Source organism: Agrococcus sp. SGAir0287 (assembly GCF_005484985.1).
Lineage (GTDB): Bacteria > Actinomycetota > Actinomycetes > Actinomycetales > Microbacteriaceae > Agrococcus.
The window spans coordinates 899,880-923,999 of record NZ_CP027942.1 but is presented as its reverse complement, the minus strand read 5'-3'; the positions used below and the strand labels follow the sequence as shown (position 1 = coordinate 923,999).

At 72.2% G+C, this 24,120-nt stretch carries 26 protein-coding genes; 6 read left to right on the top strand and 20 right to left on the bottom strand.

Annotated features, from left to right (window positions below):
• Positions 1–36: 36 nt before the first annotated feature.
• Genes C1N71_RS04320 through C1N71_RS04305 form a run of 4 tightly spaced genes read right to left on the bottom strand, consistent with a single transcriptional unit; the run spans position 37 to position 3,955 of the window.
• Positions 37–1,029: a YeiH family protein gene (locus C1N71_RS04320; protein ID WP_137755288.1), complete on the bottom strand. Its 993-nt coding sequence runs from the start codon at positions 1,027–1,029 to the stop codon at positions 37–39.
• 8 nt (positions 1,030–1,037) lie between these two features.
• Complete coding sequence (locus C1N71_RS04315) at positions 1,038–1,802, bottom strand: fumarylacetoacetate hydrolase family protein (protein ID WP_137755287.1); 765 nt, start codon at positions 1,800–1,802, stop codon at positions 1,038–1,040.
• The gene (locus C1N71_RS04310; protein WP_137755286.1) at positions 1,802–2,899 is read right to left on the bottom strand and encodes a branched-chain amino acid aminotransferase; all 1,098 of its coding nucleotides are present in this window, start codon (positions 2,897–2,899) and stop codon (positions 1,802–1,804) included. The genes C1N71_RS04315 and C1N71_RS04310 overlap by 1 nt, the downstream gene beginning before the upstream one ends.
• Before the next feature lie 9 nt (positions 2,900–2,908).
• Positions 2,909–3,955, bottom strand: coding sequence for a 3-isopropylmalate dehydrogenase (locus C1N71_RS04305; protein ID WP_254678093.1), 1,047 nt, complete (start codon positions 3,953–3,955; stop codon positions 2,909–2,911).
• 198 nt (positions 3,956–4,153) lie between these two features.
• On the opposite strand from C1N71_RS04305, the gene C1N71_RS04300 reads away from it, so the two are divergent.
• On the top strand, positions 4,154–4,405 hold the full coding sequence (locus tag C1N71_RS04300) for a DUF6458 family protein (RefSeq protein ID WP_137755285.1): 252 nt from the start codon (positions 4,154–4,156) through the stop codon (positions 4,403–4,405).
• Here the strand turns inward: C1N71_RS04300 and C1N71_RS04295 are convergent.
• The gene (locus C1N71_RS04295; protein ID WP_137755284.1) at positions 4,402–5,955 is read right to left on the bottom strand and encodes an MFS transporter; all 1,554 of its coding nucleotides are present in this window, start codon (positions 5,953–5,955) and stop codon (positions 4,402–4,404) included. The genes C1N71_RS04300 and C1N71_RS04295 overlap by 4 nt on opposite strands.
• 51 nt (positions 5,956–6,006) lie before the next feature.
• On the opposite strand from C1N71_RS04295, the gene C1N71_RS15430 reads away from it, so the two are divergent.
• Positions 6,007–6,546 carry a TetR/AcrR family transcriptional regulator gene (locus C1N71_RS15430; RefSeq protein ID WP_137755283.1) on the top strand — a complete coding sequence of 180 codons (540 nt, stop codon included), beginning with the start codon at positions 6,007–6,009 and terminating at the stop codon, positions 6,544–6,546.
• 25 nt (positions 6,547–6,571) lie between these two features.
• On the opposite strand, the gene C1N71_RS04285 is transcribed toward C1N71_RS15430, so the two are convergent.
• The 3 genes from C1N71_RS04285 to serA form a co-directional block, all read right to left on the bottom strand.
• Positions 6,572–7,264, bottom strand: coding sequence for a hypothetical protein (locus C1N71_RS04285; RefSeq protein ID WP_137755282.1), 693 nt, complete (start codon positions 7,262–7,264; stop codon positions 6,572–6,574).
• 190 nt (positions 7,265–7,454) lie between these two features.
• The gene (locus tag C1N71_RS04280) at positions 7,455–8,165 is read right to left on the bottom strand and encodes an alpha/beta fold hydrolase (protein ID WP_137755281.1); all 711 of its coding nucleotides are present in this window, start codon (positions 8,163–8,165) and stop codon (positions 7,455–7,457) included.
• 63 nt (positions 8,166–8,228) lie between these two features.
• Positions 8,229–9,824: a phosphoglycerate dehydrogenase gene (gene serA / locus C1N71_RS04275; RefSeq protein WP_137755280.1), complete on the bottom strand. Its 1,596-nt coding sequence runs from the start codon at positions 9,822–9,824 to the stop codon at positions 8,229–8,231.
• A gap of 123 nt (positions 9,825–9,947) precedes the next feature.
• Here serA and C1N71_RS04270 point away from each other — a divergent pair, with 123 nt between their 5' ends.
• The 3 genes from C1N71_RS04270 to C1N71_RS04260 all read left to right on the top strand — a co-directional run bounded on the left by C1N71_RS04270 (position 9,948) and on the right by C1N71_RS04260 (position 11,861).
• The gene (locus C1N71_RS04270; RefSeq protein ID WP_137755279.1) at positions 9,948–10,448 is read left to right on the top strand and encodes a YbjQ family protein; all 501 of its coding nucleotides are present in this window, start codon (positions 9,948–9,950) and stop codon (positions 10,446–10,448) included.
• A gap of 61 nt (positions 10,449–10,509) precedes the next feature.
• A complete protein-coding gene (locus tag C1N71_RS04265) occupies positions 10,510–10,905 on the top strand; it encodes a DoxX family protein (protein ID WP_137755278.1) in 396 nt (131 codons plus the stop codon).
• Between the two features lie 5 nt (positions 10,906–10,910).
• Positions 10,911–11,861: a hypothetical protein gene (locus tag C1N71_RS04260; RefSeq protein WP_137755277.1), complete on the top strand. Its 951-nt coding sequence runs from the start codon at positions 10,911–10,913 to the stop codon at positions 11,859–11,861.
• 25 nt (positions 11,862–11,886) lie between these two features.
• On the opposite strand, the gene C1N71_RS04255 is transcribed toward C1N71_RS04260, so the two are convergent.
• The 11 genes from C1N71_RS04255 to C1N71_RS04205 form a co-directional block, all read right to left on the bottom strand.
• Positions 11,887–12,204, bottom strand: coding sequence for a cold-shock protein (locus C1N71_RS04255; RefSeq protein WP_137755276.1), 318 nt, complete (start codon positions 12,202–12,204; stop codon positions 11,887–11,889).
• A 9-nt stretch (positions 12,205–12,213) separates the two neighbouring features.
• The gene (locus C1N71_RS04250) at positions 12,214–12,747 is read right to left on the bottom strand and encodes a hypothetical protein (RefSeq protein WP_137755275.1); all 534 of its coding nucleotides are present in this window, start codon (positions 12,745–12,747) and stop codon (positions 12,214–12,216) included.
• The gene (locus C1N71_RS04245; protein ID WP_137755274.1) at positions 12,744–13,160 is read right to left on the bottom strand and encodes a hypothetical protein; all 417 of its coding nucleotides are present in this window, start codon (positions 13,158–13,160) and stop codon (positions 12,744–12,746) included. The genes C1N71_RS04250 and C1N71_RS04245 overlap by 4 nt, the downstream gene beginning before the upstream one ends.
• A 33-nt stretch (positions 13,161–13,193) precedes the next feature.
• Positions 13,194–14,198 carry a DUF2332 domain-containing protein gene (locus tag C1N71_RS04240; protein ID WP_175414095.1) on the bottom strand — a complete coding sequence of 335 codons (1,005 nt, stop codon included), beginning with the start codon at positions 14,196–14,198 and terminating at the stop codon, positions 13,194–13,196.
• A gap of 92 nt (positions 14,199–14,290) precedes the next feature.
• A complete protein-coding gene (locus tag C1N71_RS04235; protein ID WP_175414094.1) occupies positions 14,291–15,316 on the bottom strand; it encodes a sugar phosphate isomerase/epimerase family protein in 1,026 nt (341 codons plus the stop codon).
• On the bottom strand, positions 15,313–16,422 hold the full coding sequence (locus tag C1N71_RS04230) for a Gfo/Idh/MocA family protein (protein ID WP_368074138.1): 1,110 nt from the start codon (positions 16,420–16,422) through the stop codon (positions 15,313–15,315). The genes C1N71_RS04235 and C1N71_RS04230 overlap by 4 nt, the downstream gene beginning before the upstream one ends.
• Positions 16,419–17,549, bottom strand: a complete 1,131-nt coding sequence (locus C1N71_RS04225; RefSeq protein WP_368074137.1) for a Gfo/Idh/MocA family protein — start codon at positions 17,547–17,549, stop codon at positions 16,419–16,421. Before C1N71_RS04225 ends, C1N71_RS04230 begins: the two co-directional genes overlap by 4 nt.
• Before the next feature lie 17 nt (positions 17,550–17,566).
• Positions 17,567–18,406 carry a carbohydrate ABC transporter permease gene (locus C1N71_RS04220; protein ID WP_137755272.1) on the bottom strand — a complete coding sequence of 280 codons (840 nt, stop codon included), beginning with the start codon at positions 18,404–18,406 and terminating at the stop codon, positions 17,567–17,569.
• On the bottom strand, positions 18,399–19,391 hold the full coding sequence (locus tag C1N71_RS04215; protein WP_137755271.1) for a carbohydrate ABC transporter permease: 993 nt from the start codon (positions 19,389–19,391) through the stop codon (positions 18,399–18,401). Before C1N71_RS04215 ends, C1N71_RS04220 begins: the two co-directional genes overlap by 8 nt.
• A 54-nt stretch (positions 19,392–19,445) precedes the next feature.
• Positions 19,446–20,753, bottom strand: coding sequence for an extracellular solute-binding protein (locus C1N71_RS04210; RefSeq protein ID WP_137755270.1), 1,308 nt, complete (start codon positions 20,751–20,753; stop codon positions 19,446–19,448).
• A gap of 104 nt (positions 20,754–20,857) precedes the next feature.
• Positions 20,858–21,619, bottom strand: coding sequence for a sugar phosphate isomerase/epimerase family protein (locus C1N71_RS04205; RefSeq protein WP_137755269.1), 762 nt, complete (start codon positions 21,617–21,619; stop codon positions 20,858–20,860).
• Positions 21,620–21,777: 158 nt separating this feature from the next.
• Between C1N71_RS04205 and C1N71_RS04200 the strand changes: the two genes are divergently transcribed.
• Complete coding sequence (locus C1N71_RS04200) at positions 21,778–22,956, top strand: ROK family protein (RefSeq protein WP_137755268.1); 1,179 nt, start codon at positions 21,778–21,780, stop codon at positions 22,954–22,956.
• Positions 22,957–23,056: 100 nt separating this feature from the next.
• Here C1N71_RS04200 and ilvC read toward each other — a convergent pair whose 3' ends face one another.
• A complete protein-coding gene (ilvC, locus tag C1N71_RS04195; protein ID WP_137755267.1) occupies positions 23,057–24,082 on the bottom strand; it encodes a ketol-acid reductoisomerase in 1,026 nt (341 codons plus the stop codon).
• Positions 24,083–24,120 lie beyond the last annotated feature (38 nt).

Genomic DNA, 24,120 nt, shown 5'->3' with positions numbered 1-24,120 from the left:
ATCGGTCCAGCTCCGGACCGATCGACCGGTGGCTCGCTATACCAGCGCGACGATCGCGAGCGCGATCGCCGCGATGCACGCGGATGCGCCGACCGCCACGAGCACGCCGCGCCAGTCCTGCCGCACGAGGTCGACGAGACGGACGCGCGACAGCAGCCCGACGAGCGCTGAGGCGAGCAGCAGCTGCTGCACGAAGCCGACGACCTCGAGCACCGCATTCGGCAGCGGCACGAGCGCGCGCACGGCGGCCGCGACGAGGAAGCCGACGACGAACAGCGGCACGATCGGCGGCCGCTCGCCCGACGCGTCGCCCGACCGGCGGCGACGTGCGGCGACGAGCGCCGTCATGGGTGCGAGCGTCACGACGCGCACGAGCTTCACGACGACGGCGAGCGCGAGGGCGCCGGGGCCCGCGATCGCCGCGGTGGCGACGACCTGGCCGACGTCGTGCACGCTCGCCCCCGTCCATGCGCCGAACGCGGCGTCGTCGAGCCCGAGCGGCACGCGCAGCAGCGGCAGCACGCCGATCGCCGCCGTGCCGCACAGCGTGACGAGCGCGACGGGCGTCGCCTGGTCGCGCTCCGACGCGCCGCGCGCCTGCGCCACCGCGCCGATGGCGGATGCGCCGCAGATCGAGAAGCCCGCAGCCATGAGCACCCGCTGGTCGGGGCTCATCCCCGCGAGTCGAGCGAGCGACCACGTGAGCGCGAACGCGACGCCCACGAGCGCCACGACGGCGACGACGAGCACAGGACCGAGCGCGACGACGTCGGCGACCACCACCTGCAGGCCGAGCAGGACGATGCCCGCGCGCATGAGCGTGCGCCCGGCGACCTTCGCGCCGGGCACGAGTCGAGCATCCGCCGCGAGCGGCGTCTGCCCCAGCGCGAGGCCCAGCAGCACGGACAGCGTGAGCCACGGCACGTCGACGCCCGCGGCGAGCAGCGCATGGTGGAGGCCGAGCCCCGCGAGCGCGACGCCGACGCAGGCGGCGACGCCCGCGAGCGCCGACCGCGGCACGAGCGCCATGGGCGGCGTCAGCCCTGCACGACGGGGTTGCGCAGCGTGCCGAGACCAGCGATCGACACCTCGACGACCTGCCCCGCCGTCATCGGGCCGACGCCCGCGGGCGTCCCCGTGAGGATCACGTCGCCGGGCAGCAGCGTCATGGCCGCCGTCACGTGCTCGACGAGCGTCGGGATGTCGAAGATGAGGTCCTTCGTGGATCCCGACTGCTTCGTCTCCCCGTCGAGCCGGGTCTCGACGAGCACGTCGGCGACGTCGAGGTCGGTCTCGATGCCGGGGCCGAGCGGGCAGAACGTGTCGAAGCCCTTCGCCCGCCACCACTGCCCATCCGACTGCTGCAGGTCGCGCGCCGTCACGTCGTTCGCGATCGTCCAGCCGAAGACGTGGTCGAGCGCATCCGCCTTGGCCACGCGCCGCGAGACGCGGCCGACGACGAGGGCGAGCTCGCCCTCGAAGTGCACGTTCGACGACTCGGGCGGCAGCACGATCGGATCGCCCGGGCCGATGACCGACGTGTTCGGCTTCAGGAAGACCAGCGGGCTCTCGGGCACGTCGTTGCCGAGCTCCGCTGCGTGCGCGGCGTAGTTGCGGCCGATGCCGACGACCTTCGACCGCGGGATCACGGGCGCGAGGAGCTGGGCCTTCGACAGCGGGATGCGCTCCCCCGTCGTGTCGAAGCCGGCGAACAGCGGGTCGCCCGCGAGCACGACGACGTCGGTCTCGTCGACGATGCCGAAGACGATGCGGCCCTCGTGCGAGGCGCGGACGATGCGCATCAGCGCGCGCCCGTGAGCTGCGTCATCCAGCCGCGCGTGTCCGCGGCGCGGCCGTACTGGATGTCGGTGAGCGCCGTGCGCAGCCGCATCGTGACCTCGCCCGCGGGCGCCTCGGGATCGCCGAACGCGTCGCCCGCGTCCTTCGCCTTGATCGCGCCGATCGGCGTGATCACGGCTGCCGTGCCGCACGCGAACGCCTCGACGATCTCGCCCGACGCGAACCCGTCGCGCCACTCGGCGAGCGTCACGGGTCGGTGCTCGACGGCGTGGCCGAGGTCGCGGGCGATGTCGAGCAGCGAGTTGCGCGTGATGCCGTCGAGGATCGACTCGGAGCGCGGGGTCACGAGCGTGCCGTCGGCCTTCACGAGCACGACGTTCATGCCGCCGAGCTCCTCGAGGTTCGCCTCGCCCGACTCGTCGAGGAAGAGCACCTGCGCGCAGCCGTTCGCGAACGCCTCCTGCGTCGGCAGCAGGCTCGACGCGTAGTTGCCGCCGCACTTCGCCGCGCCCGTGCCGCCCTTGCCGGCGCGCGCGTACTCGCGGGAGAGCCAGATCGAGACGGGCTTCACGCCGGCGGGGAAGTATGGGCCGGCGGGGCTCGCGATCACCGAGAACAGCACCGTCTGCGCCGCACGCACGCCGAGGAACACCTCGTTGGCGATCATGAACGGCCGCAGGTACAGCGAGTCCTCGCCGCCCGAGGGCACCCACGCCTCGTCGATCTCGACGAGGCGGCGCAGCGACTCCACGAAGTCCTCCGTCGGCAGCTCGGGCAGCGCGAGGCGCTGCGCCGAGCGCTGCATGCGCGCCGCATTCTGATCGGGGCGGAACGTCCACACCGACCCGTCGTCGCGCCGGTAGGCCTTGAGGCCCTCGAAGATCTCCTGCCCGTAGTGCAGCACGGCGGAGGCCGGGTCGACCTGGAAGGGTCCGTAGGGCTGGATGCGGGCGTCGTGCCAGCCGTCCTCGACGGTCCAGTCGATGACGGCCATGTGGTCGGTGAAGTGCTTGCCGAACCCCGGGTCGGCGAGCACTCGCTCGCGCTCGGCCTGGGCCTTCGCGGCGGCGGACGGGGTGGTCGTGAACTGCAGGGCCATTGTGACTCCTCAGGCGGCTGCGACGAGCGCCGCGATGCGATCGCCGGTCTCGGTGGTGGAGGTGGATGCCGGGCGGCTCGCGACGTCCTGATCGACGGCGTCGCGGATGCGCCTCGCGACGTCGTCCCAGCCCCGGTGCTCGGCGAGCAGGGCTGCGGACAGGATCGCCGCGGTGGGATCGGCCGTGCCGGTGCCCGCGATGTCGGGCGCGGAGCCGTGCACGGGCTCGAACATGCTCGGGAAGGTGCCGTCGGGGTTGATGTTCCCCGACGCTGCGAGCCCGATGCCGCCGGCGATCGCGCCGGCGAGGTCGGTGAGGATGTCGCCGAAGAGGTTGTCGGTGACGATGACGTCGAACCGGCTCGGCCGGTCGACGAGGAAGATGGTGGCGGCGTCGACGTGCAGGTAGTCGACGGCCACGTCGGGGTGCTCGGCGGCGACGGCGTCGGTGATGCGACGCCACAGGCCGCCCGCGTGGGTGAGCACGTTCGTCTTGTGCACGAGGGTGAGCCGCTTGCTGCGCCGCTCGGCGACGTCGAACGCGTAGCGCACGACCCGCTCGACGCCGTAGGCCGTGTTGACGCTCGTCTCGTTCGCGATCTCGTGCGGCGTGCCGGTGCGGATCGAGCCGCCATTGCCGACGTACGGCCCCTCGGTGCCCTCGCGCACGACGACGAAGTCGACGGCGCCCGGGTCGCGCAGCGGGCTCTCGACGGCGGGATGCAGGGCCGTGGGGCGCAGGTTGACGTAGTGGTCGAACGCGAAGCGCAGGCGCAGCAGCAGGCCGCGCTCGATGATGCCGCCGGCGAGGCGCGGGTCCGTCGGGTCGCCGCCGACGGCGCCGAGCAGGATGGCGTCGTGGCGCGCGATCTCGGCGAGCGTCTCGTCGGAGAGGACCTCGCCGGTGGAGAGGAAGTGGGCGGCGCCGAGCGTGAGCTCGGTCTCGACGAGCTCGACGGAGCCCGCGAGCGCGGCGCGCAGCACCTTCCTCGCCTCGGCCGTGACCTCCGGTCCGATGCCGTCGCCTCCGATGACGGCGAGTCGCAGCTGCTCCACGCGTACCTCCTCGACCCCCGAGCCTACCGACGGGCGGGATGCGCACGAGCACGCCGCCGGCATCCGAGTGGCGGTCGCCGTGCACTGCAAGCACATACGGGGCATCCCTGTCCAGCGCGGGACGACGTCGCGCGAGCCGGGCTACCGTCGGCCCCACGCAGAGCGCGTCCGCGCTCGCCGACCGGAAGGAGAGCGACCATGCTCGGATTCGGCATCTTCCTGCTCGCCGTGGGCGCCATCGTCGCGTTCGCGGTCCCCGGCCTCTGGCAGGTCCCGGGCGTCGACTGGGCCCTGATCGGCTACATCCTCATCGGCGCGGGCGTGCTCGTGACGATCGCGGGCGCCATCCAGATGGCGCGCGGACGATCGCGCACCGTCAGCTCGACGACCGTCGACCCCGCCACGGGTGCACGCGTCGACCGCGTCCAGCACCGCGACGACCTCGTCTAGCGCGCGTCCTGGCGTGGGATCGTCCCCGTCGGGGCGATCCCGCGACCGCGGACGAGGCGCACCCAGGTGAGCACGGCCGCGGACGCGATGAGCAGCGCTCCCACGCCGGCGGTCCACACGACGCCGGCGTCGAATGCGTGCCGTGCGGCCTCAGCGAGCGCGGCGCCGGTGGACCCGCCGATGGCGTCGGCGACGTGGATGCCGCCGCTGAGCGTCTCGCCCGCCCGGGCGGCATCCGCGGCGCTCACCCCCTGCGGCACGACGAGCGCCGCCTGGTACGCGGCCGTGAGGATCCCGCCGAGGACGGCGGTGCCGAGCACCGCGCCGAGCTCGTAGGCTGTCTCGGAGACGCCGGCCGCCGCACCCGCCTTGTCGACGGGTGCGCTCGCGAGCACGAGGTCGTTCGAGAGCGTCTCGGCCGCGCCGATGCCCGCGCCCAGCAGCGCGAACGCCGCCGCGATCGCGGCGACCGTGATGTCGGCGCCGAGGACCGCGACCGTGACGTAGGCGATCGTGGAGGCGACGAGCGCGCCGACGATCACGAGCTCCTGGCGGATGCGGCGCACGAGCCGCACGGAGCCGAGGCCCGCGAGGACCATCGCCGCGGTGCCCGGCAGCAGCACGAGGGCCGCGTCGAGCGTCGAGAGCCCCACGACGAGCTGCAGATGCTGCGTGAGGAAGAAGAGGAAGCCGACGAGGGCGACGACCGAGAGCAGGTTCACGAGCACCGCGGTCGAGAACGCGCGGTCGCGCAGCAGCCCGAGGTCGAGCATCGGCTGCTCGGCGCGATCCATGCGACGCACGAACAGCGCGCCGGACACGGCCGCGAGGGCGCCGAGCCCGACGGCCACGACGTCGACGCCGTCGGTCGCGACGTGCTTGATGGCTGCCGCGAGCGGCGCGAGCGTCAGCATCGCGAGCACGATGCCGAGCACGTCGACGCGCGGTGCAGCCTCGTCGCGGCTCTCGCGCACGAGCAGCGGCACGAGCACGAGCATGGGCACGAGCAGCGGGACGGCGAGCAGGAAGATGCTGCCCCACCAGAGGTGCGCGAGCAGCAGGCCGCCGACGGCGGGCCCGACGGCCGAGCCGACGGAGAAGCCGGTCGCCCAGATGGCGATCGCGAGACGGCGCTGCACGCGGTCGCGGAACAGGCTGCGCAGCAGCGACATCGTCGAGGGCATGAGCGTCGCGCCGAAGAGGCCCTGCAGCGCGCGGCCGGCGATGAGCGCCTCGGCCGTGGGGGCGAAGGCGCACAGCACCGACACGATGCCGAAGCCCACGGCGCCGACGAGCAGCAGCCGACGTCGACCGAAGCGGTCGCCAAGCACGCCCATCGGCACGAGCAGGCCCGCGAGCACGAGCGGATAGACGTCGACCATCCAGAGCTGCTGCGCACCCGTGGGCTCGAGCGCACCGGCGATCTCGGGCAGCGCGAAGGCGAGCACGGTGTTGTCGATCGCGACGAGGAGCACGGGCAGCATGAGCACGGCGAGCGCGATCCACTCGCGTACGCCGGCGCGTGCGCTCTCGGTCTGGATCGTGGACATGGCTCATACTGTACCGTCTGGACGGTACAGTCGGCAACGTATGCTGGAGGCATGCCCGAACGACCCACGGCCCGCGAAGCGATCCTCGACGCGTTCGTCGAGGTGGTGGTCGAGCAGGGCGAGCGCGCTGCGACGCTGCAGGCCGTGGCCGAGCAGGCCGGCGTCTCGAAGGGCGGGCTGCTCTACCACTTCGGCTCCCGCGAGGCGCTCGTCGAGGGCCTCGCGGCGCGGCTCGCCGCGCTCGGCGCCGAGGACGCCGAGTCGCTGCGCGGCGAGGTGGATCCGGTGGCCCGCTTCATCCGCGGCTCCATCGTGCGCGAAACCGCGATCGACCGCGCGTTCGTCGCCGGCTTCCGACTCATCCAGTCCGAGCAGCATCCGTCGCTGCGCGAGGCGCTGCAGAGCGTCGACGACGGCTACCGCAGCGTGCTCGCCGACGCGATCGGCGACGACCTCGCGCCCGTCGTGGCTCTCATGAGCGACGGCATCTACCTGCGCTCGGGCCTCGACCCCGCGTGGGCGCCGAGCGACGACGACGTCGAGCGCATCGTCGCCGCCGTCGACGACATCGTGCGCCGCACCCGCGACTGACGCCATCTTTCGGAACGGCTCGGGTCTACGGACCGAGCTCTGGGTCCGAAGCCGGCGCATCTAGTTCGTGGCCCGTGATCTTTGGCTTCTTTGGCGGCGGCTCCAGTGCCAACGATTCTTCATCGCGCTCGGCGAACTCAGTCGCGATGGGCGTCGACTTCATGTCGGCCCTGATGGAACGGACCTCATCGTCGAAATCTACTTTCGCCTGCAGGCGCTCCAACTTTCCCTTATGGACTCGTGCCCAACCCTCATGCCATCCGGCGATGAAGTTGGGCAAGATCCCGCTCACCTTGTCCGGGTTCTTCAGAATCCAGATGAGTAGTGCAACGGCTGCCGGCGGAGTGCTTAGGCCCGCGGCATTACTGACAGCGATCAGCAGATCGAGAGGCGACCCAGCCTGCAGTCGCTGAACGACGATGGGCTCCCGATCAGCGTCAGGGACTCCAACCGCATCATTGCAGAGATGCCAGAGTCGTTGGGTCGCTGTCAACGTCGAAACGAGTTCTTCGAGCGTCCAGGCGCCGCTGTCGAAACGAACAACGAACTGGGTGACGCCTGGCGGAACGAACGGGCTCCGGAGTCGCTCGAAGCCGGGCAGCCGTCGTTCCGCCAGCTGGTCAAGAGCAAGCAGTACCCACTCTTGACTGTAGACACGCTCAATACGGCGGCCGAGCGTCATCCACTGGGGTTCGGGCAGTGTCCCTAGGTCGATCATCCCGCGTATGGAATCGGGACTCAGCCCGAGGAGGCGTGCGACAACGCCCGTAGAGATCAAACTGGCCTGATCAGAGCGAGGCGTCGCGACCATGACCTGAACTTAGTGAGCATTTGGCGACGCCCAAGCAGCCGCGACACGGCGTGTCGAAACGACGAGCTTGACCCCTGACGCCGCGGGCGCCGCCCGCTCAGGCGGCGCGCTCGGCGATGATCGATGCGAGCTCGGCGGGCTTCGACCACATCGGCCAATGGCCCGTCGGCAGGTCGACGATCGTCAGCGCGCGCTGCTCGCCGAGGCCCGCGAGGAAGCGAGCGCCCTGCTCGGCGTACGACCGGTACTCCTCGCCCGAGAAGGCGGTCGCGACGAGCGTCTGCGGCACGTCGAGCCGCCGCTCGTCGTGCAGCGACACGGACGTGCGCACGATCGCGCCGGGCTCGAGCACCGCCCGCTTGCGGAAGGTCGCGAGCTGCTCGTCGGTGAGATCGCGCATCGAGCCGCCCTCGAGCTCGTCCTCCCACACGGCATCGAGCGCGAGGCCGTCGCCCTCGAGGTCGGGATCCATCGCGTAGCCGTCGGCGACGGGGCTCGTGTCGACCCACACGACGTGCCGCACGGCATCCGGTGCTCGATCGACCGCGGCGGTCGCGGCGCCTGCCGAGCCCGAGTGCGACACGAGCACGGCGGGGCCGTCGCCGATCGCGGCGCGGATGGCGTCGACGTGGCTCTCGAACGTGACGGCGCCCGGGTCGCTGCCGCGCTCGAGGCCGGGGAGCGTGAGAGCGATCGTCTCGTGCCCGGCGGCGCGGAGCCGCTCGGCGACGTCGTCCCACGCCCATGCCCCGAGCCAGAAGCCCGGGACGAGGACGATGCGGGTCGGATCCGACTGCGATGCGTGCATGCCCGCGACGCTAGCCGCGACCCACGACACGGTCCAGCGCGGCCGCCTCCCCGCTCGGTCCCGTCAGAGCTCGACGATGTCGATCTGACGGATCGAGTCCGCCTCGATCGCCTCGCCGATCTCGGCGAGCAGGGCCTCGGGCGCCGCCTGGTCGATCGTGAGGATCGACAGGGCCTTGCCGCCCGCCGTCGTGCGGGCGATCTGCATGCCGGCGATGTTGATGGCCGCCTCGCCGAACGCGCGGCCGTAGATCGCGACGATGCCGGGGCGGTCCTCGTAGGTCATGACGACGTGATGCGCCGCGAACGGCACCTCGACGTCGTGGCCGTTGACGGCGACGATCTTCGCCACCTGCTTCGGCCCCGTGAGCGTGCCCGTGACGGAGACGCGCTGGCCGTCGCTCGTGGCCGCGATCACCGAGACGGTGTTGCGGTACTCGTCGCTGCGCTCGTCGACCGTCAGCTCGCTCGTGACGCCGCGCTCCTGCGCGATGACGGGTGCGTTCACGAACGTGACGCCCTGCTCGCTCACGATGCGCGAGAAGAAGCCCTTGAGCGCCCCGAGGCGCAGCACCTTGACGTCGTACTGCGCGAGCTCGCCGTGCACCTCGACGTCGACCGACTCGACGGGGCCGGCTGCGAGCCCGGCGGCGAACTGCCCGAGCTGCTCGGCGAGGCCGATGCCGGGGCGCACGTACGGGTCGATGACGCCGCCTGCGACGTTCACAGCATCCGGCACGAGGTCGCCCGCGAGCGCGAGGCGCACGGACTTCGCGACGGCGACGCCCGCCTTCTCCTGCGCCTCGTCGGTCGATGCCCCCAGGTGCGGCGTCACCTGGATCGTCGGCAGCGACGTGAGCGCGTCGTCCTTCGGCGGCTCCGAGACGAACACGTCGAGGCCGGCGCCCGCGATGCGGCCCTCCCGGAGGGCGTCGGCGAGCGCACCCTCGTCGACGATGCCGCCGCGGCTCGCGTTGACGATGCGCAGCGTCGGCTTCGCGAGCGCGAGCTGCTGCGCTCCGATGAGGCCCGTGGTCTCGGGCGTGCGCGGGATGTGGATCGTGATGAAGTCGGACTCCGCCATGAGCTCGTCGAGCGTGCGCAGCTCGACGCCCAGCTGCGCGGCGCGCGCGGGGCTCACGTACGGGTCGAAGGCGATGAGGCGCACGCCGAAGCCTGCGAGGCGCTCGGCGACGAGCACGCCGATGCGGCCGAGGCCGACGATGCCGATCGTCTTCTCGTACAGCTCGACGCCCGTGAAGCGGCTGCGCTTCCACTCCCCCGCCTTCAGCGACGCGTGCGCCTCGGGCAGGTGCCGGGCGAGGCCGAGGATGTGGGCGATCGCGAGCTCGGCGGCGGAGATGATGTTCGACGTCGGCGCGTTGACGACCATGACGCCGGCCTTCGTCGAGGCGGGCACGTCGACGTTGTCGAGGCCGACGCCGGCGCGCGCGACCACCTGCAGGCGCGGTGCGGCCGCGAGGGCCTCCGCATCCACCTGCGTCGCCGAGCGCACGAGCAGGGCGTTCGCGTCGGCGAGCGCCGCGAGCAGCGCGGGGCGGTCGGTGCCGTCGACGTGGCGGACCTCGAAGTCGGGTCCGAGTGCGTCGATGGTGGCGCTCGAGAGGGTCTCGGCGATGAGGACGACGGGCTTGGACACGCGGATGCTCCTGGGATGTGCGATGCGGAGACGGCACGCACGCGGTGCCTGCTCGAGCCTACCGAGACGTCCGAGCGGGCGCGGCATGGCGGACTCGCAGCGTCATGCGGAAGGCTCGAGCGCATGATCATCGTCACGACGAACGACCTGCCCGGCTTCCGCGTGCTCGCGGTGCACGGAGAGGTCATGGGCCTCACGGTGCGCAGCCGCGACGCGGGCACGACGTGGGTCGCGGGCCTGCGAGCGATCGGCGGCGGCGAGATCCCCGAGTTCACCCAGATGCTCTTCGAGTCGCGCATGCAGGTCATGGGCCGCATGGTCGAGGAGGCGCAGCGGCGCGGCGCGAACGCGATCCTCGCGATGCGCTTCGACGCGAACGAGATCGCGCAGGCGTGGACGGAGATCTGCGCGTACGGCACCGCGGTGACGGTCGAGCCGATCGGCGACGGCCCCGGCTCGACGCCGCAGTCGCAGCAGCTCGTCGCGCAGCCCGTGCCGCAGCTGCAGCCGCAGCCGCCCGCGCAGGGCTACGGCGCGCCGCAGATGGTGCCGCCGATGCAGGGCCAGGTGCCGTGGCCGCCCGCGGGTCCGCCCGCTCCGGGCGCGCCGATGCCGCCGCGCTGACGCACGCGGACGCCCTCCCCGATGGTCGGGTGACGCGCGCGCGTGCGGGAGGATGGAGGCGATGGATGCCTTCGAGATCGTGCAGTGGGTGCTGCGCATCGTGCTCGCCGTCGTCTTCGTCGCCATGGGCGCGCTGCACTTCGTGCCGCGCGTGCGCCGCGGCATGGAGGCGATGATCCCGCCCGGGCTGCGCGGCACGGGCATCCGCTCGCCGCGCTCGCTCGTCGTCGTCTCCGGCGTCGCCGAGATCATCGGCGGCCTCGGGCTGCTCTCGCCATGGGAGCCCATCCGCTTCGCCGCGGGCATCGGCCTCATCGCCCTGCTCGTCGCCGTCTTCCCCGCCAACGCGTACGCGGCGCGGAACCCCGAGCGCTTCGGCCCGATGGCCGTGCCCGTCGGACCGCGCGCAGCCGGGCAGGTCGTGCTCGGCGCGCTCGTGCTCGTCGCGGCCATCTGAGCCCGATGCGCGTCCGCCCGGCGACCGCCTCGGACGCGCTCGCCGCCGCCTTCGACCTGGAGCGGGATCGGTGGCGCGACGGCGGGAACCGCCGATCCTTCGTCGCGGTCGACGACGACGGCGCGCTGCTCGGCCACTGCCGCGCCATCGACAACCGCGTGCATCCGGGCGTGAGGACCCTCGTCCTCGAGACGTCGCCGGACGCCGACGACGCGGTGGCCATCGCGCTGCTCGACGCGCAGCTCGCCGTGTCGACGCTGCCGCTGCGGTGCAAGCCGACCCGGCTCGACACGACCCTGCTGGCCCTCGCGCGGCAGCGTGCGGGCCGGGTCGTGCAGCTCATGCCGCCGTGGCGCTACCCGGTGTCACCGGCGCTGCGACGCTGGGCCGCGTCGCGATCCACCCCCGGCGACGCTCGGATCGTGTCCATCGACGCCGCGGATCGCGCTGCGGTCGCTGCGCTCTTCGTCGAGCACTACGCCCGGCAGCACGCGTCCTGGAGCCCGACGGCGGAGCCGGCCGTGCTGCACGAGGCCTTCGCCGACCTCCTGCTCGCCGACGGACCCGACGCGCGCGACGAGCATCGCAGCGTCGCCCTCCTGCGGGACGGCGCGCTCGTCGCGCAGGCGATCGTCGACCCGCCCGCAGACGACGGCAGCGAGGTCGTGCTGCAGGCGCTCCCGCGCGGCGGCGCGACCGCGAGGCAGGATCTCGAGGCATGCCTCGCGGAGACGATCCGGCGTTCGCGCGACGGCCAGACGCTGCTCGTCGACGCGCATCTCACCGAGGCCGACGAGATGGCGCTCGTCGCCGGACTCCCCTCCCCGCCCGCGGCGCAGGCGGGGGAATGGACGGCGATCGTGGCGATCCCGCTGCCCGGCGCCGAGCCCCCTGCCGGGCTCGCCGCGGCGGACGTCCCCGACGACGCGGGGTGGGCGAGGACGCTCGCGCGCTGATGCCGCGCGATCCCGTCCGAACGATCTAGGGGTCCCGCCGGTCCGGGTCCTCGACGACCGTCAGGCTGGAGCGGTAGGCCTCGCCGGGCGGCTCCGGCTCGACGACGGCGTCGTCGAGGTTCGTCGTCGGGACCACCCGCACGGCGTGGAGCGCGCCCGCCTCCGGACCCGGCTGGTACCAGACGCGAACCTCCTCGCCGACCTCGAGCGACCCGAACGCGCGATGCTCGATGATCGAGAAGTGGGCCCACACCTCCGCGCCCGATGTCGCCAGCGCGACGAGGCCCCATCCCTCGTCGTCGTGCCACTCGACGACGGTCCCGAGTGCGTCACCGTGCAGCATCGCCGGGCGCTATCCGAACGCCGCGATGGCGGCCTGACGGGCGAGCTCCTCGAAGAGCAGGCTCAGCTGCGCGCTGATGCCGAAGCCGAGCAGCAGGAGGCCGGCGCGCGCCGCGAGACGTCGGCCGCGCGCGACCGCGGCTGCGGCCGCGAAGACGACGGCGGGCGCCGCGACGTTCGCGGCGAGCACGGCCCACGGCACGGCGTCCGCGATGCCCGCGGCGGCGTACACCTCGGGCAGGGCGACGAGGTTCGAGACCGCCGCGTACAGCTGGTAGCCGAAGAGCACCACGAAGACGAGCGTCACGATCACGACGTCGCTGCGCCGCTCGACCCGCTCGTCGGAATCATCGGCATCGGCGTCGACGTCGGCGTCCTCGGCATCCGCGTCGGCGGCGGACTCCTCCACGTCGGAATCGGCGACCCCGACCCCACGCGCGTCGGCGTCGAGCGTCCGATCGTCAGATGCCGACGCGTCGGTCGCGGCCCGTCCGTCCTCGTGCTCCACGACGTCGTCCTCGTCCCGCCCACCTCGATCGCTCATGCGAGCACCCCCACGACGAGCGGCCACGGCGCCGTGACGGCGACGCCCGCGATCCACCACGGCACCGGCTGTGCGGCGAGCCGACGCGCTGCGAGCCACCAGCCGATGGGCGCCAGCACCGCCAGGAGCTCGCCGAGCTGGTACATCGCGAGCCCGAGGATGGTCTGCTGCTGCGCCGGGTTCTGCAGCATGACGAGCACCCAGCCGACCGCCCACGCGATCGCGACGACGAGGAAGAGCGCACCGGCGATCGCACGCGTGCGCTGCGCGGGACCCGCCAGGACCGTCGTCGCGTGGGCGGCCTCCCCCGCGGCGGTCCTGGCGCCGCTCGTGCGCTCGGGCTCGCCCGTCACGAGCGTCTCGTCGGCGTCGTCGCCCTCCCAGCTGAGGGCATCGCGATCGTCGTCAGGCACGCCGGAACCCTACCCCGCCGGCCTATGCCCGGCTCATCGCTCGAGCACGCGGACCCAGCGCCCGTGCGCATCGGCCAGCGCGAACGGATGCTCGTCGATCGCGACGCAGAAGTCGGCGGCGTCCGGACGCGCGTCGAGCGCGTCGAGCTGCTCGCGAACCGCGGGCAGCACGCCGAGCCCCTCGTTCGAGATCCAGACGGCGTCGCCGTCGCGCATCGTCCGGGCGAAGGCCTCACGGCCGGCGGCGTCGACGTAGGCGAGCACGGCCGTGTGGAAGACGACGGTCGTCGCCGCCCTCCCCCGCGCAGCCTCGACGAGGGTGCTCGTGTCGTGCACGAGGTCGCCTTCGTGCACGACGGGACCGTGCTCGCGCGCGATGGCGACGGCGGCGTGCAGCCGCTCCAGCCGTCCGCGATCCGGCTCCCCGTCGCCGACGGGCCAGATGAGCGTCTCGAGCCAGCGCACATCGTCGTCGCTCGCCGCGGAGAGCGGATGCAGGTCGAGCCCGGCCGACCACGTCACGTCGGGCATCCGCGGCTCGGCGCCGCCGGCGAGGCGCGTCGTCAGTCGCGACGCCGACGGATCGCCGACGAGCCGCTCGCCCGCGGACGTCGCGAACGCGTACGACCAGTGCGTGGGCTGCAGGCACAGCCCCATGGATGCACCCACCTCGACGATCGCGATCGGCTGCGGCAACGAGGCGAAGGCGGGCAGCAGCGTCGCGAGTCGGCGTGCCTCGTTCGTCTGCGTGCGCCGGCTGCGCACGCACGCCTCGATGGCATCCCATCGCTCGTGCACGACCGCTTGCGCCTCGCGCCACGGGAGCAGCGGGTCGACGCCCGCGAAGCGCATCGCCGAGAGCACGAGGTTCGGCTGCTGCTCGATGCGCGTCAGCGGCGCGAGCCGCGCCAGCAGCGCGTCGTCGGCGGCGAGCCCGCGCGCCCAGTCGGCGTAGCGCGGCGAGCGCAGGTCGCCCTCGACCTCGGCGAACCGCAGCCATCGCGCCGCGACGGCGCTCTCCGCGGTCTCATCCTCCACGCTGCGAACGCTACTCGCGCACAGATCTGAGGTTCTCGGCCCGTTCTGACGTCAGAAGGGGCCGAGAACCTCAGAAGGTCGGGCGAGGAGCGCTACTGGTTGGAGAAGGCGGCGTCGAACGACGCCTCGGGGAGGCGCCAGAGCAGCTCGCGGATGCGCGTGACCGCCTCGGCGGCGCCGTGCAGCCGATCCATGCCCGCGTCCTCCCACTCGATCGAGATGGGGCCGTCGTAGCCGATCGCGGCGAGGGCGCGGAAGGCGTCCTCCCAGTGCATGTCGCCGTGGCCCGTCGAGACGAAGTCCCACCCGCGACGCGGGTCTCCCCACGGCAGGTGCGAGCCGAGGATGCCGGCGCGACCGTTCTGCGGCCGCAGGCGCGTGTCCTTGCAGTCGACGTGGTAGATCCGGTCCTGGAAGTCCCAGATGAACGCGACGGGATCGACCGACTGCCACAGCATGTGCGACGGATCCCAGTTGAACCCGAAGGCCTTCCGATGGTCGATGGCCTCGAGGGTGCGCACGCTCGTCCAGTAGTCGTACGCGATCTCGCTCGGATGCACCTCGTGCGCGAACCGCACGCCCTCGCCGTCGAACACGTCGAGGATGGGGTTCCACCGCCTCGCGAAGTCCTCGTAGCCCGCGTCGATGCGGTCGGCGGGCACGGGCGGGAACATCGCGACGTACTGCCAGATCGAGGAGCCCGTGAAGCCCACGACGGTGTCGACGTTCAGCTTGCGCGCGACGCGCGCGGCGCGCTGCATGTCCTCGGCGGCGCGCTGGCGCACGCCCTCCGCGTCGCCGTCGCCCCAGACGTACGGCCGCAGGATCGCCTGGTGCCGGAAGTCGATGGGGTCGTCGCACACCGCCTGGCCGGCGAGGTGGTTGGAGATCGCGAAGACCTGGAGCCCGTGCCGGTCGAGGACGTCGAGGCGCGACTGCACGTAGGCGTCGTCCTCGTCGGCGCGCGCGAGGTCGAGGTGGTCGCCGGAGGCGGCGATCTCGAGCCCGTCGTAGCCCCATTCGGCGGCGAGTCGCGCCACCTCCTCGAAGGGCAGGTCGGCCCACTGCCCCGTGAAGAGGGTCACGGGGTGTCGTGCCTGGCGGGATCCGTCGGTCATGCGGCAACGCTCCGTCGTGCTCGGGCGGTCGTCTCGATCCACTCGCCGGAGGCCGCCGACCGCAGCACCGCATCCGTGAGCACCACGGCGCGCAGGCCGTCGTCGAAGGTGGGCAGCCCGTCGGGCGCGGCGCCGCCGATCGCGGCGTACGCGTCGGCGACGAACGCGTCGAACGCGTCCTGGTAGCCCATGGGGTGGCCGCCGGGCACCGTCGAGAGCCGCGCGGCGTCGGGCGAGAGCACCTCGGGGTCGCGCTGCAGCAGACGGGAGCCGCTGCGCTCGCCAACCCACAGCTCGTCCGGGCGCTCCTGCTCGAACCGGTAGCTCGCGTCGGCCGCGTGCCACTCGATCGTGAGGGCGTTCTTGCGGCCCGGCGCCATCTGCGTGACGAGCGCCGTGCCGACCGCGCCACCGGCGAGTCGGAAGAGCACGCCGGCGATGTCCTCGTTCGCCACGGATGCGTCGCCGCGCCGATCGAAGACCGTGCGAGTCGTGGCCGACAGTGTCACGATGCGCTCGCCCGCGACGAACTCGACGAGGTCGAGCAGGTGCGAGCCGATGTCGGCGAACGCGCGCGAGGGGCCTCCGAGCTCGGCGCCCGCGCGCCAGTTCTCGTCGCCGGGCAGCAGCATCCAGTCCTGCAGGTAGGCGGCGTCGACCGACAGCAGCGCCTCGCCCGAGTCGCGCAGCCGAGCGCGCGCCTCGCGCACCATCGGGTGGTAGCGGTAGACGAACGGCACGGCGCCGACGAGGCCGGCGTCGTCGAGCGCGTCGACGAGCGCCTGCGCCTCGTCGACGCTCGTCGCGAGCGGCTTCTCGCACACCACGTGCCTGCCCGCCGCGATCGCCTGCGCGGCGAGCGACGCGTGCGTCGTGTTCGGCGTGCAGACGTGGACGACGTCGACGTCGGTGGCGACGAGGGCTGCGGCGTCGGGCAGCGCGTGCGCCACGCCGAGCGCCGCGGCCGCCTCGAGCGCGCGGGGCTGGCTCGACGAGGCGATCGCCACGAGCTCGGCGCGCGCGGACCGGGCCGCGTGCGCGTGCACCCGCGCCATGAACCCGCCGCCGAGGATGCCGACGCGCACGGGCGCGGGCACGTCGCTCACGCCCGCACCCCCTCGTGGGCTCGCGTGGGATCGAAGTCGGTCTCGACCGGCGTCATCGCCTCGACGCTCGAGTCGAGCGTCACGGCCCGGCCGGTGCGGATCGACTCGTCGATCGCGATCATCGCCTCGAGCACGTGCAGCGCGAGCTCGCCGGATGCGCGGTGCGGCCGGCCCTCGCGGATCGCACGCACCATGTCGACGATGCCGATGCCGCGGCCGCCGACGGCCCCCTCGGTCTCGACGGCCTCCCAGGCCGAGTCGGCGCGGAAGTCATCGCCGACGCGCGTGACCTCGAGGTCGCCCTCGAACATGTTGGGGTCGGGGATGCGCAGCGTGCCCTCCGAGCCCGTGATCTCGACGATCCCGGCTCGGCGGTAGGCGGTGTCCCACGAGAACGTCGACTGCGCGACGCCGCGCTCGAGCTCGAGGAGCACGTGGACGTGCGTGGGCACGTCGACGGGGAACGACTCCCCCGCGCGGTCGCCGACCTTGATGGTGCGCGTCGCCTGCGGCGTGCGCCCGATCGCCGAGACGCGGCGGATGGCGCCGAGGGCGCTCACGAGCGTCGACAGGTAGTACGGGCCCATGTCGAACACCGGGCCGGCGCCGGGCGCGAAGAGGAACTCCGGATTCGGGTGGAAGAGGTCCGGTCCTGCGTACTGCATGACGGTCGTCGCCCCGATCGGCGTGCCGATGACGCCGCGCTCGATCGCCCGCAGGCCGCTCTGCACGCCCTGCCCGAGGACGGTGTCGGGCGCGATGCCCACGCGCAGGCCGAGCTCGTCGGCGCGCGCGAGCAGGGCGCGGGCCGAGTCGAGGTCCACGCCGATCGGCTTCTCGCTCCACACGTGCTTGCCGGCCTCGAGCGCCTGCAGCGAGACCTCGACGTGCGCCGCGGGGATCGTGAGGTTCACGACGAGCTGGACGTCGGGGTGCGCGAGCACCTCGGCGGGCGAGCCGGCGAAGGGCACGCCGTGCTTGTCGGCCTGCGCCCGCGCCCGGGCGACGTCGAGGTCGCCGAGGATGACGACGCGCACGTCGGGGTACTGCGCGAGGTTCGTGAGGTACTGCTCGCTGATCATGCCCGCACCGATGAAGCCGATGCCGACGGGGGTCTGCAGCGTCACGCTGCCTCCTTCTGCGGTCACTTGACGGCTCCTGCCGAGAGTCCGGCGACGAGATGCCGCTGGACGAGGAGGAAGCCGACGAGGATGGGGATCGAGACGACGATCGACGCCGCCATGAGCTGGTTCCAGAGCACGTCGGCCTCCGACGAGTAGGCCTGGAGTCCGATGGGCAGGGTGCGCGTCGCGTTGCTCGAGAGCACGGCGGCGAAGAGCACCTCGCCCCAGGCCGTGATGAACGAGTACACGGCGACCGCGACGATGCCGGGGCGCGCGACGGGGAGGATGACACGGAAGAGCGCTCCCATCCTGCCCGTGCCGTCGATCATCGCGGCCTCCTCGAGCGCGGCCGGGATGGCCCGCATGTAGCCCGTGAGCATCCAGATCGAGAACGGCAGCGTGAACGTCATGTACGTCACGATCATGCCGAGCAGGCTGCCCGTGAGCTGCAGCCCGATCGTGCGCTGGATCTGCGTGAAGATCAGGAACAGCGGCAGCAGGAACAGGATGCCGGGGAACATCTGCGTCGACAGGATCACGAGGCTGAAGGGCCGCTTGGCGCGGAACGACAGCCTGGCGAGCGCGTACGACGCGAGGATCGACACGAGCACCGAGAAGGCGGTCGCGACGACCGTCACGACGAGCGAGTTCGTGAAGTAGCGCGCGAGCGGCACCGTCGACCACATGTCGATGAACGGCTGGATCGTCCACGTCGTGGGGAACCACACGAACGATCCCGACACGTCCGCCAACGGCTTGAAGGCCGTCGTCACGATGACCCACAGCGGGATCAGCACGAACAGGGACAGCAGGGTGAGGGTGATGGCCCTCGCGATCTTGAATCCGCGCGTCTCAATCATCGAGATCGCCTCCCTTCGGCAGCACGAGCCGGATGTAGAACACCGACACCACGAGCAGGGCGAGCAGCAGCAGGAAGCTCATCGCGCCGCCGGCACCGAAGTCCCACAGCAGGAACGAGTTCTGATAGATGAGCGGCGAGATCAGCAGCGCCTGGGCGGGCGACTGCGGACCGAACAGCACGTAGGGGATGTTGAACTGGTTGAAGAGCCAGAGGCCGAGGATGAGCACGAGCGCCGCGTTGGCGTGGCGGATCATCGGCAGCGTGATCGTCCAGAACTGCTTCCAGTTCGAGGCGCCGTCGAGGGACGCGGCCTCGTAGACCTCCGTCGGCACGTTCTGCAGCGCCGCGAGCAGCATGAGGAACGCGAACGGCCACATCGACCAGATCGACACGACGACGAGCGAGATGAACGAGTTGTCGCCGATGAGCCAGTAGGGCCGATCGTTCGTGAGGCCGAGTGTGTCGACGATGACCTGGTTCACGACGCCGTCGCGCTGGTTGAGCATGAAGCCCCAGGCGAGGGTGCCGACGTAGGTGGGGATGGCGTACGGCACGAGGAAGAGCGTGCGGAGCAGACCGCGTCCCTTGAAGCTCGACGTGAGGAACACGGCCGCCGCCATCGCGAGGATCCACGAGACGCCGAGGGTCAGCACGACGTAGAACGCGGTGCGCGCGACGGAGCCGAGGAACTCCGAGCCGATGGCGCTCGAGGGGTCGAGGCCGCGGATGAAGTTGTCGAGGCCGATGAACGGCGCCTGCAGCCAGTTGCGCAGGCTCCGCTGGTCGAGCTCGATGAAGGCGATCCACACGCCGAGGATCATCGGGATGATGTGGATGAGCAGCTCGAGGAGGACGGCGGGGAGGATCAGCAGGTAGGCGAGCCTGCGGTCCTTGCGCTGCTGGGTGCCGCGGCGCGGGAGCTTCGGCGCGACCGGCGCCGGCTGCGGCGCCGTGGTCTCGGGGCGAGTGGCGGTGGTGGTCATGGTGCGGACCTCCCGTGGGGCCGGCGCTCGCGCGCCGGCCCCGGCGGGGTGGTGTCAGCGGACCTGGCCGTTCGCGGCCTCGAGGCGGCCGGCGACGTCGGCGTCGCCGCCCGTCGCGTACGCCTGGAAGGCCTCGCGCACGGCGTTGCCGACCGCCGCCTCGATCTCGCCGATGTTGCCGACGAGGGGGAAGGGCGCGGAGGCGTTGGCCTGCGCCTCCTGGCGCACGGCGATCGTCGTGTCGCCGGAGTCGGCGAAGGTGGGCTCGTCGTAGGCGTCGGTCACGACGGGCAGCAGGCCGAAGGTCGAGGCGAGGTACGCCTGCTCCTCGACGCTCGTCATGTGCTCGACGAACGAGAACGCCTGCTCCTGGTTGGGCGAGTCGACGAGCACGGTGATGTTCGTGCCGGCGATCATCGACTGCACGTCCTCGCCGCCGTCGAGGACGGGCGTGGGCGCGATGGCCCAGTCGGTGAAGTCGCGCGAGGCGAACTGCTCGATCGGGTTCTGCTGCAGGATCATCGCGGCGTCGCCGTTGATGAACTGGTCGACGGCGTCGGCGCCGAGGTCGACCTCGGCGTTCGACGGGGCCATGATCTGCGAGTCGGTCATGAGACCGACGTAGGCCTCGACGCCCGCGACCTGCTCGGGGCTGTCGAGCGTGGTGCTGCCCTCGTCGTCCACGAAGTCGCCGCCGCTCTGCTGGCCGAGGATGAACGCCATGTGCGCGTTCTGCTGCACGTTCGCCGCGGCGCCCGAGAAGCCCCACTGGTCGATCGCGCCGTCGCCGTCGGTGTCGAGGGTGAGCTGCTGGCCGACCGAGACGAACTCCTCCCACGTCGCAGGCGGCTCCGTGATGCCGGCCGCCTCGAACATGGTCGGGTTGTAGTAGAGCGAGTAGACGTTCGAGAGGAAGGGCACGGCGTCCTGCGTCTCGCCGGGCACCTGCGCGGCCTCGTACACGGCCGGCACGAAGCGGTCGGAGCCGCCGAGCCACTCGAGCGACTCGCCCTCGATCGTCGAGAGCGCGCCGGTGTCGTGCAGCGAGCCGGTCCAGGTCGTGCCGATGTTCAGCACGTCGGGGCCGGTGCCGGAGGAGACGGCCGTGAGGATGCGGTTGTAGAGATCGGCCCACGGGATGACCTCGAACTCGACCTCGATGCCGGTCTCGTCGGTGAAGCGGTCGACGGACTCCTGGTACGCGGCCTCCGAGGAGCTGATGGTCGAGCTCTGCTGGGTCGCCCACCAGGTGATCGAGCCGCCCTCGCTGCCGGCGTCGCCGTCGCCTGCCGAGCAGCCGCTCGCTGCGAGCAGCACTGCTGCGGCGGCCGCGGCCCCCGCGATGGTGGTCATGCGCTTCATCGGAACTCCTTCGTCCTGTGTGCGTGCTCCCCGCCCGGCGTAGGCCTGCGCGGGGGTGTCGGCGTGGCCGACGGTGGGTGGGATGGGTCGTGGTGGTCGGTGGGTCAGCGCGCGGTGGTGAGCGAACGGATGCCGGCGAGGCTCGTGGCGGCGCCGTCGAAGATGTCGCCGCGGAACTCGTCGAACTCGACGACGAGCAGGCGTGCGGAGGGAGCGGCGTCGAGGATCTCGGTCCAGCCGATCGCTCCCTCGCCGACGGGCAGCTGGTCGTGGCGGTCCTTCGAGAGCGCCCCGTCGACGAGCGGCGCGTCCTTGAGGTGGAGCGCGACGACGCGAGGCCCGAGCGCGCGCAGGAGGGCGGGCACGTCGGCGCCGCCCACGGCGGCCCAGTACGCGTCGACCTCGAGGACGACCTCGGGGTCGAGTGCGTCGGCGAGCACCTCGAGCGCCGTGCGGCCGTCGATCTGCTGCTCCGCCTCCCAGAAGTGGTTGTGGTAGCCGAGGGCGAGGCCGTGCTCGCGAGCGCCCGCGGCCGACGCGTTGAGGTGGTCGGCGATGCGCAGCACGTCGTCGCGGGTGGTCCACAGCGCAGGGTCCGTGTACGGGTCGATGATCGTCTGCACGCCGAGCGACGCGGCGGCGGCGAAGATCGCGCCCTGGTCCTCGCCGAGCAGCCGCGCGTGCGCCGTCGGCGCCGTCAGCCCGTTCTCCGGCAGCTCGGTGCGCAGCTCGTCGACCCACTCGAGGATGTTGAACAGCTCGATGCGGTCGAAGCCCGCGGAGGCGGCGGCGGCGAGCGACGGGGCCAGCCCGTCGGACGCGATGCGCTCGCGGATCGAGTACAGCTGCAGTGCGATGTCGCTCATCGGCTCGGGTCTCCTCATCGAGATGGCTCCGGTTCGGGACGAACGTAGCACCACTTTTGCTGTCGACAAAGCAAAAGTCGAACATGACACGATCTCAAGTCCCGTCCAGTACGGTGGAAGCCCGTCGCACCCTGCGGCGCCCAGGCGAGGAGGCCGGCATGTCGTTGGCGACCCCACCGCATCCGACGAGCGCGGGCGTGCTGCTGCAGCACTTCCTCGACGGCCGGGCGCGCACGCGGGCGGAGCTCGTCGAGGCGACCGGCCTCGGGCGCGCGACCGTCGCGGCGCGCATCGACGCCCTCGTCGCCGCCGGCCTGCTGCGCGCGGCCGGCGCCACGACGTCGACGGGCGGGCGGCCGCCGTCGATGCTCGCGTTCGACCCCTCAGGCGGCACGATCGTCGCCATCGACTTCGGCGCACGGCATGCGAACATCGCGATCACCGACCTCGCCGCGACCGTGCTCTCGTCGGTCTCCCTCGCGCTCGACGTCGCGGACGGACCGGTCGCGGCGCTCGACGCCGCGATCGAGCACGCGCGGGCGCTGCTCGCGGCCGCCGAGCTCGACGAGGGGTCGCTCGTGGGCGTCGGCATCGGGGTGCCGGGTCCGGTCGAGCATGCGTCCGGCCGGCCGGTGAACCCGCCCATCATGCCCGGCTGGGATCGCTTCGACATCCCGGGGCACGTGCAGCGCGCGTTCGCGGTGCCCGTGCTCGTCGACAACGACGTCAACATCCTCGCGCTCGGGGAGCACGCCGCGAGCGGTGGACGGCACGGCGACCTGGTGTTCGTGAAGGTCGCGACCGGCATCGGCGCGGGCATCATCGCCGGCGGCGTCCTGCAGCGCGGCGCCGACGGCGCGGCCGGCGACCTCGGCCACATCCGCGTGCCCTACAGCCCCTCGCCGCTGCGCACGCCCGAGGACGAGCGCGACCTCGAGGCGATCGCGAGCGGCTCGGCGATCGCCGAGGCGCTCGCCGCGCGCGGCATCGCGGCGACCTCGAGCGACGACGTCGTGGCGCTGCTGCGTGCCGGTGACGCGGATGCGCTCGAGATCACCCGGGAGGCGGGCCGTGTGCTCGGCGAGGCGCTCGCGCTCGTCGTGAGCCTGCACAACCCCGCGGTCATCGTGCTCGGCGGCTCGATCGCGCGCGCGGGCGAGCAGCTGCTCGCGGGAGTGCGGGAGGTCGTCTACCGGCGCTCGATCCCACTCGCGACGCAGCACCTGTCGATCGTGCAGTCGCAGGGCGGCGCGCTCGCGGGTGCGCGCGGCGCGGCGATCCTCGTGCGCCAGCACGTCCTCTCGCCCGACCTCGTCGACGCGCACCTCGCCCGCTGACCGGGCGCGACTCCCGCGCAGACAGAAATGAGGTTTTCGGCCCTTTCTGATGTCAGAAGGGGCCGAAAACCTCAGATCATCGCCCTCGGGCGAGGGCGCGTCAGCGAGCCGCGCTGCCGTCGGTGTAGTCGGCGTCGGGCTGCTCCCACGCGAAGAGCGAGCGCAGCTGCTTGCCGGTGGCCTCGATGGGGTGGCCGGCCTGCTTGGCGCGCAGCGCCTGGAACTCGGGGGCGCCCGCGTCCTGGTCGTCGATGAAGCGCTTCGCGAAGGCGCCCGACTGGATGTCGGCGAGCACCGCCTGCATGTTCGCCTTGACGTCGGGGCTGATGACGCGCGGGCCGGAGACGTAGTCGCCGTACTCGGCCGTGTCGGAGATCGACCAGCGCTGCTTGGCGATGCCGCCCTCCCACATGAGGTCGACGATGAGCTTCAGCTCGTGCAGCACCTCGAAGTAGGCGATCTCGGGCTGGTAGCCGGCCTCGATGAGCGTCTCGAAGCCGTACTGCACGAGCTGCGACGTGCCGCCGCAGAGCACCGCCTGCTCGCCGAACAGGTCGGTCTCGGTCTCCTCGGTGAAGGTCGTCTTGATGCCGCCGGCGCGCAGGCCGCCGATCGCCTTCGCGTACGACCAGGCGAGGTCCCACGCGGTGCCGGTCGCGTCGACCTCGACGGCGACGATGACGGGCACGCCGCGTCCGGCCTCGTACTCGCGGCGCACGGTGTGGCCGGGGCCCTTGGGGGCGACGAGCACGACGTCGACGCCCTCGGGCGCCTCGATGTAGCCGAAGCGGATGTTGAAGCCGTGGCTGAAGAGCAGCGTCTTGCCCTCGGCGAGCACGGGGGCGATGTCGTCGGCGTAGATGCCGCGCTGGTGCTGGTCCGGCGCGAGGATGACGATGACGTCGGCCCACTCGGCGACCTCGCGGTTCGTGCCGACGGTGAAGCCCGCCTCGGCGGCCTTCGGGCGCGACTTCGAGTCCTCCTTGAGGCCGATGCGCACGTCGACGCCGGAGTCGCGCAGGTTCTGCGCGTGGGCGTGGCCCTGCGAGCCGTAGCCGATGACGGCGACCTTCTTGCCCTGGATGAGGCCCAGGTCGGCCTTGTCGTCGTAGATGACCTCGGTCATGGTGCTGGATGCTCCCTGTTCTCGGGTGGTGGTTCGTG

Excerpts from the sequence above, each read along its gene's own strand:
- C1N71_RS04285 (WP_137755282.1), bottom strand. The coding sequence starts at position 7,264 with ATGATCGACCTAGGGACACTGCCCGAACCCCAGTGGATGACGCTCGGC.
- ilvC (WP_137755267.1), bottom strand. The coding sequence starts at position 24,082 with ATGACCGAGGTCATCTACGACGACAAGGCCGACCTGGGCCTCATCCAG.
- C1N71_RS15430 (WP_137755283.1), top strand. The coding sequence starts at position 6,007 with ATGCCCGAACGACCCACGGCCCGCGAAGCGATCCTCGACGCGTTCGTC.
- C1N71_RS04250 (WP_137755275.1), bottom strand. The coding sequence starts at position 12,747 with ATGAGCGATCGAGGTGGGCGGGACGAGGACGACGTCGTGGAGCACGAG.
- C1N71_RS04215 (WP_137755271.1), bottom strand. The coding sequence starts at position 19,391 with ATGACCACCACCGCCACTCGCCCCGAGACCACGGCGCCGCAGCCGGCG.
- C1N71_RS04280 (WP_137755281.1), bottom strand. The coding sequence starts at position 8,165 with ATGCACGCATCGCAGTCGGATCCGACCCGCATCGTCCTCGTCCCGGGC.
- C1N71_RS04260 (WP_137755277.1), top strand. The coding sequence starts at position 10,911 with ATGCGCGTCCGCCCGGCGACCGCCTCGGACGCGCTCGCCGCCGCCTTC.
- C1N71_RS04300 (WP_137755285.1), top strand. The coding sequence starts at position 4,154 with ATGCTCGGATTCGGCATCTTCCTGCTCGCCGTGGGCGCCATCGTCGCG.
- C1N71_RS04310 (WP_137755286.1), bottom strand. The coding sequence starts at position 2,899 with ATGGCCCTGCAGTTCACGACCACCCCGTCCGCCGCCGCGAAGGCCCAG.
- C1N71_RS04205 (WP_137755269.1), bottom strand. The coding sequence starts at position 21,619 with ATGAGCGACATCGCACTGCAGCTGTACTCGATCCGCGAGCGCATCGCG.
- C1N71_RS04210 (WP_137755270.1), bottom strand. The coding sequence starts at position 20,753 with ATGAAGCGCATGACCACCATCGCGGGGGCCGCGGCCGCCGCAGCAGTG.
- C1N71_RS04315 (WP_137755287.1), bottom strand. The coding sequence starts at position 1,802 with ATGCGCATCGTCCGCGCCTCGCACGAGGGCCGCATCGTCTTCGGCATC.
- C1N71_RS04255 (WP_137755276.1), bottom strand. The coding sequence starts at position 12,204 with ATGCTGCACGGTGACGCACTCGGGACCGTCGTCGAGTGGCACGACGAC.
- C1N71_RS04200 (WP_137755268.1), top strand. The coding sequence starts at position 21,778 with ATGTCGTTGGCGACCCCACCGCATCCGACGAGCGCGGGCGTGCTGCTG.
- C1N71_RS04220 (WP_137755272.1), bottom strand. The coding sequence starts at position 18,406 with ATGATTGAGACGCGCGGATTCAAGATCGCGAGGGCCATCACCCTCACC.
- C1N71_RS04295 (WP_137755284.1), bottom strand. The coding sequence starts at position 5,955 with ATGTCCACGATCCAGACCGAGAGCGCACGCGCCGGCGTACGCGAGTGG.
- C1N71_RS04265 (WP_137755278.1), top strand. The coding sequence starts at position 10,510 with ATGGATGCCTTCGAGATCGTGCAGTGGGTGCTGCGCATCGTGCTCGCC.
- C1N71_RS04270 (WP_137755279.1), top strand. The coding sequence starts at position 9,948 with ATGATCATCGTCACGACGAACGACCTGCCCGGCTTCCGCGTGCTCGCG.
- C1N71_RS04235 (WP_175414094.1), bottom strand. The coding sequence starts at position 15,316 with ATGACCGACGGATCCCGCCAGGCACGACACCCCGTGACCCTCTTCACG.
- C1N71_RS04320 (WP_137755288.1), bottom strand. The coding sequence starts at position 1,029 with ATGGCGCTCGTGCCGCGGTCGGCGCTCGCGGGCGTCGCCGCCTGCGTC.